The organism is Thermoanaerobaculia bacterium (assembly GCA_018057705.1).
GTDB lineage: Bacteria > Acidobacteriota > Thermoanaerobaculia > Multivoradales > JAGPDF01 > JAGPDF01.
The window spans coordinates 1-5,446 of sequence record JAGPDF010000148.1 but is presented as its reverse complement, the minus strand read 5'-3'; the positions used below and the strand labels follow the sequence as shown (position 1 = coordinate 5,446).

At 70.6% G+C, this 5,446-nt stretch carries 4 protein-coding genes; 3 read left to right on the top strand and 1 reads right to left on the bottom strand.

The window, feature by feature from the left end:
* Window positions 1-686 (top strand): AlkZ family DNA glycosylase (locus KBI44_21305; protein ID MBP9147023.1); only part of this gene is annotated, 686 nt, incomplete at its 5' end.
* Between the two features lie 13 nt (window positions 687-699).
* On the opposite strand, the gene ccsA is transcribed toward KBI44_21305, so the two are convergent.
* Window positions 700-3,012 carry a cytochrome c biogenesis protein CcsA gene (ccsA, locus tag KBI44_21300; GenBank protein MBP9147022.1) on the bottom strand — a complete coding sequence of 771 codons (2,313 nt, stop codon included), beginning with the start codon at window positions 3,010-3,012 and terminating at the stop codon, window positions 700-702.
* 185 nt (window positions 3,013-3,197) lie between these two features.
* Between ccsA and KBI44_21295 the strand changes: the two genes are divergently transcribed.
* The gene (locus KBI44_21295; protein ID MBP9147021.1) at window positions 3,198-4,796 is read left to right on the top strand and encodes a hypothetical protein; all 1,599 of its coding nucleotides are present in this window, start codon (window positions 3,198-3,200) and stop codon (window positions 4,794-4,796) included.
* Between the two features lie 3 nt (window positions 4,797-4,799).
* Window positions 4,800-5,446: sigma-54-dependent Fis family transcriptional regulator (locus KBI44_21290; GenBank protein MBP9147020.1), on the top strand; the 647-nt coding region annotated here is incomplete at its 3' end.

Below are 5,446 nucleotides of genomic sequence, written 5' to 3'. Positions count from 1 at the left end.
TGGCGGAGCGCTTTCCCGTCGCCGACGAGCGCGCCATGGGCTACGCGGTCCGCACCCATCTGCCGCTCGTCCAGGTTCCGGACGATTCGGGCTGGGGCTTTCCTGCCGCGGCCGCCTTCGCACTGGCCGAGCACTGGCTGGAACGCGAGATCCCTTCCGGCAACGCCGGACTGCCGGCGCTCGTGCGGCGCTACCTCGCGGCGTTCGGACCGGCGAGCATCGCCGACGCCCAGAACTGGTCCGGCCTCGGCGGCCTGCGCACCACCTTCGAGGCGCTGCGCGGCGAGCTCGCGACCTTCCGCGACGGGCGCGGGCGGGAGCTCTTCGACCTCCCCGAGGCCCCGCGCCCCGCGGAGGAGACGCCGGCGCCGGTGCGCTTCCTCCCCGAGTACGACAATCTGGTGCTCGGCCACGACGACCGCAGCCGGATCGTCGCCGACGAGTATCGCCCGCGGCTGGTGACGAAGAACCTGCAGATCCCGGCGACCTTTCTCGTCGACGGGTTCGTCGCCGGCACTTGCAGGATCGAGCGCACGAAGAGAGTCGCGACGCTCATGCTTCAGCCGTTCGGGAAGCTCCTGAAGAGGGATCTGCGCGCGCTCGAGAAGGAGGGCGACGCCCTCCTCGGCTTCGTCGAGCCGGAGGCCGCGACGCGCAACGTCGTCGTCGCGGCCTCGACGGGCTAGGCCGGCTGGGACATCAGGCGGCCCGCAGCCGCCGGCGGACGGCGATCCAGCCGGCACCGAGGAAGGCGACCTCGACCAGAGCGATGACCGCCATGATCGTCACCAGATTCGAGCTTCCGAAGCCGTAGGAGTGGAGCCCGGCGGCGAGCACGTAGTTCACTCCGAGGTAGGTCATCAGGATCATCCAGAAGGCGGCGATCGAGCCGACGGCGACGCCGAAGTCCTCGATCTGCTTGTCGAAGCGGGCGTGGAGGATCGCCATGTAGGCGAGGAACGCCACCAGCGACCAGACCTCCTTCGGATCCCATCCCCAGTAGCGGCCCCACGACGAGGCGGCCCAGATCGAGCCGGTGAGGATGCCGGCGATGAGCAGGATCGAGCCGACATGGATATACCAGTAGGCGAGCTGGCTCCAGCGCCGGGCCATCTCCCGGCGGTGCGGCGCGAAGATCTCCACCGCGACGACGACGTGGGCAAAGAGCGTGACGATGGCGAGCGTGGCGTAGCTCACCATGATGATCGGGACGTGGATCGCGAGCCACGGGGTGCCCGAGAGCACCGGCTGCATCGGATGGATGAACGGATCCATCGGCAGCCGGTCGAGGAGGAGCATGGCGACCGCCGACATCGCCGCCGAGTTGAAGATCAGGATGCGGTTGCCGAGGAGCAGCGAAATGACCGCGAAGAGACCGACGCCCCAGGCCAGGAAGAGCATCGATTCGTACATGTTCGACGCCGGGATGCGGCCCGCCACCAGCCAGCGCTGCGCGATCCCCCAGGTCATCACCGCGAAGCCGGCGACGATGCCGAGGCGGGCGATCCACAGGAGCCAGGTGCGGTCACGGGTGAGCGTGAAGCCGGCAGCGAGGGCGGCCGGGACCAGCAGCCACCAGGCGAGCTGGGTGGTGTCGGCGCGGGTGTAGCGCAGCTCGCGCGCGATGGCTTCCCTTGTCGGATAGTGAGCCGGGGCGCGGCCGCGGATCTGCTCGACGGCGGCGAGCAGCGCGGCGGCCGAGGGTGGCCGGACGGCGCCCCAGGCGGCGTTGGGATCGGCGGCGGGCTCGATGCGCAGCATTTCGCCGCGGAAGTAGGCCTGCAGGGTGGTGAGGCGATCCGACAGCTCGACCAGATGCTCGTCGAGCTTCGGACCCTTCTCCTCGTTGCGGGCCCGCGCTTCGGCGGCGCGCAGCGCTTCGATCAGGGCTGGTCGCGAGACCAGGTCGCGGAACGAGGCGTAGCGGGTTCCGGACGGGAGCCCCGCGAGCGCCGCGACGTCGGCACGCACGCGCACGATCGGCTCGTTCTGCCAACCCTGCGGGTCGATCACCCAGCCGGCGACCATGGCGACCGGTTTGACGCCGGGCCAGCAGCGCTTGCGCGTCACCGTCCAGACGACGTTTCTGGCCTGGGTCTCGAACGGCATCGTGCGGCCGTCGAACTGCACCGGCACGGCGGCGAGGGCCTCGATCTGTCCGGCCTCCGGCACCAGCGCGGCTTCCGCCGGCACGGGCGCGACCAGGAGTCCCGTCGCGAGGCCGAAGAGCAGCACGGCGCTCGCGCCGGCGAGCCTGCCGTTGCCCGGCTTGCCGGAGGCCTTGGCCTCGGCCTCGGCGAGCAGGGCGTCGTTCATGCGCTGCTGCGCGAGGCGGGTGAAGAAGACGACGATCATGCCGATGACGAGCAGGGTGTAGCCGATGAAGACCACGGTCTGACCCGGATCCTTCGCGACCGAGAGGATCGTCATCTCGCGTCCGCCCTGGATCTGGTAGCTCGACTGGAAGAAGGTGAAGCCGCCGTGCGTGAGCGGCTGGTTCATCTGGATCACTCCCGGGCGCTCCGTGCCGCCGGGCTCCTCCACGACGACACGGCTGCGAAACATCGCCGGCCGCTGGGTACCCTGGTAGGTGTCGATCTCGAACGCGTCGAGCCGCACCTTGAACGGCAGGGTGAGGGGCGGCATGTCGCCCTCCTTGTCGCCCTGGAAGACGACGTCCGAAGACTGCCCCTCCCAGATCGGCAGGCGGCCCTCGACCTTGAACATCACGGTCATCATCGCCCCGATGAGGATCAGCAGCATCGAGGTGTGGGTGAGGGCGAAGCCGATCCGCCAGCGGTTGCGCGGCCAGCGGACGATGAGCGCCGCCAGGAGATTCAGCCCGAAGAGTCCCTCGAGCGCGAAGAACCAGGGTGCGTAGTAGACCGCGCGCGCCGCCTCGGCGCCGCGCAGCGATTCGAAGATCGTGCCGACGGCGAGCACCACGCCCACCACCAGCAGAAGCACAACCGTCAGCTTGAGCGAACCGAGTCGCTCGATCCAGAGTTTCATGGCGTTCTCCCCTGGGAGCCCGAATGACCGGCCTCCCCCCGTCGGTGATGATCTCGCACCGGCCGGCGGATCGCCCCCACCCCTGTGTGCAGGGGCACACCTCGGAATTCGGGGGGCGCCGGCGGAGAACGATCGCCAGGGCGGGCGGCCTCCGGCGGGCCGCGGGATCGGTATAGTGCGGAGCGATGTCCGCACCTTCCTCTGCTTCCGGTCCGCCGTCGGGCGAGACCCGGCTGCCGCTCGCGCGCCGGGTGCTGCCGGCCTCCCGGGTGCGGTTCTGGGGGCTGCTGGTGCCGATTCACCTCGGCGCCTTCGCCGCCCTCTACTTCGGCACTTTCGCCCTGCTCGAGCGCGCCTATACCCAGGCCGCGTCGACCGCCGCACGGTTCCAGCTCGACGAGGCGGTGCGCGACATGCCGCTGCTGTCGCCCGCCGAGATGGCGGCCACCGGGGCGAAGAACCCCCACACCTTCACCCGCACCCTGGCGGTGAATCATCCGATCGGCCTCCGCCTCTACCGCCGCGACGGCACGCCGCTCGGTTCCCAGAATCTGTCGATCGACCGCGCCGAGCAGGAGCGGGTGCGCAAATTTCTCGCCGACGAGAGCGCGCGCAGCGAAACCTGGATCGAGACCGACGCCCAGTCGCGCCAGTGGGTGCGCGGCCTCGTCCGGCTCGATGCCGGGGTCTCCTGCTCGCGCTGCCACGAGGCCGGCTCGACACGCGGCGCCGCGGCGATGCGCCTCGACTTCACCGAGCCGCTGCGCGAGATCCGCACCCTCATGCGCCGGCGGATCGGCTGGCTGCTCGGGGCCTGGCTGGCGCTCATCGCGGGCGTCGCGATCTTCGTCCAGTGGACGGTGCGGCGCTCGTCGGCGCGGCTCGAAGAGGAGCTGCGTGCCGCCTCGGCGGGCGAGGCCGGCGCGCTCGGGCCGCATTCGTCGGCGCTGCCGCTCGATCCGGTCACCGCCGAGGTCCATCGCGGACTGCGGGAGCTCCTCTCGCGGCAGCGCCAGCGCGAAGCCGACGTCGCCGTCCGCCTCGCCCACGTCGATCAGCTCGCGAGCCTGGGGCAGCTCGCCGCGGGCCTCGCGCACGAGATCAAGAACCCGCTCGCCGGCATCCAGGGCGCCCTCGAGGTGCTGCGCGACGACTCCGGCGACGGCGACACGGTGCGGATCTACGAGGAGATGCTCGCCGAGCTGAAACGGGTCAACGTCATCCTGCATCGCCTGCTCGAGTCGGGGCGCCCGGCGCCGCTGCGCCTCGCCCGCACCGATCTCGGCAAACTCCTCGGCGAGACCTCGGAGCTGCTGCGCCCGTCGCTGCGCCGCCAGCGGGTCGAGCTCGTGACCGAGGCGGCCGGAGGCCTCCCCGCCCTCGAGCTCGATCCGGCGAAGATCCGCCAGGTTCTGGTCAACCTGATCCAGAACGCCGCCGAGGCGATGCAGGAAACGGGTGGGCGGATCACAGTGCGGGCGAGCGGCTTCCCCGCCGAGGCGGCGGTCGTCGTCGCGGTCGAGGACAACGGACCCGGGATCCCCCCGGAACAGCTCGCGAGCGTCTTCGAGCCGTTCTTCACCACCAAGTTCACCGGCACCGGGCTGGGCCTCGCGATCTCGAAGAGTCTCGTCGAACAGCACGGCGGCCGCATCGAGGTCACCTCGCAGCCCGGCAAGGGGACGTCGTTCCTCATCATCCTGCCCGCCGGGCACCCGGAGGCCGTTCGTGCCGCGGCCGTCGGCCCCGCCCTCGCTCCCGACTCTGAGAAGATGGCGCCCTAGAAAATGGCCCTGATCCTCCTGGTCGAAGACGAGAAGCTCCTGCGCTGGGCACTCGAGCAGCAGCTGAAGCGCGCCGGCCACACGGTGCTCGCGGCGCCCGACCTCGCCTCGGCTGCGGCGCACCTCGAGAGCCGCCAGCCGGACGTCGTCCTGCTCGATCTCGGTCTGCCCGACGGCCACGGCCTCGACTTCTACGAGGCCAATCGCGAGCGCCTCGAGGGCAGCGTGGTCATCGTGATGACGGCGCTCGGCCAGGTGGGCGAGGCCGTTCGGGCGATGAAGCTCGGCGCCCTCGATTTCCTCTCGAAGCCGGTCGATCAGGCCGAGCTGGTGGCGCTGGTGCACCGCTCGCTCGCGGTGCGCGGCGACCAGCTCGAGGCGCAGGCGTCGAAGCAGAGCCGCGAGCGCCATCTCTCCCAGACCGTCATCGCCGATTCGCCACGGTTCCGCGCGGTCATCGAGACCGCCGAACAGGTCGCGGCGTCCGAGGTCGCGAGCATCCTGATCCAGGGCGAGAGCGGCTCGGGCAAGAACGTCGTGGCGCGCTACATCCACTCGGCCTCGCCGCGACGCTCGCGGCCGTTCATCGAGGTCTCCTGCGCGACGATTCCGGAGAACCTTCTCGAGAGCGAGCTCTTCGGTCACGAGAA

What these genes read in the sequence shown, in the direction of transcription:
- ccsA (MBP9147022.1), bottom strand. Translation starts at nt 3,012, where the DNA reads ATGAAACTCTGGATCGAGCGACTCGGTTCGCTCAAGCTGACGGTTGTG.
- KBI44_21295 (MBP9147021.1), top strand. Translation starts at nt 3,198, where the DNA reads ATGTCCGCACCTTCCTCTGCTTCCGGTCCGCCGTCGGGCGAGACCCGG.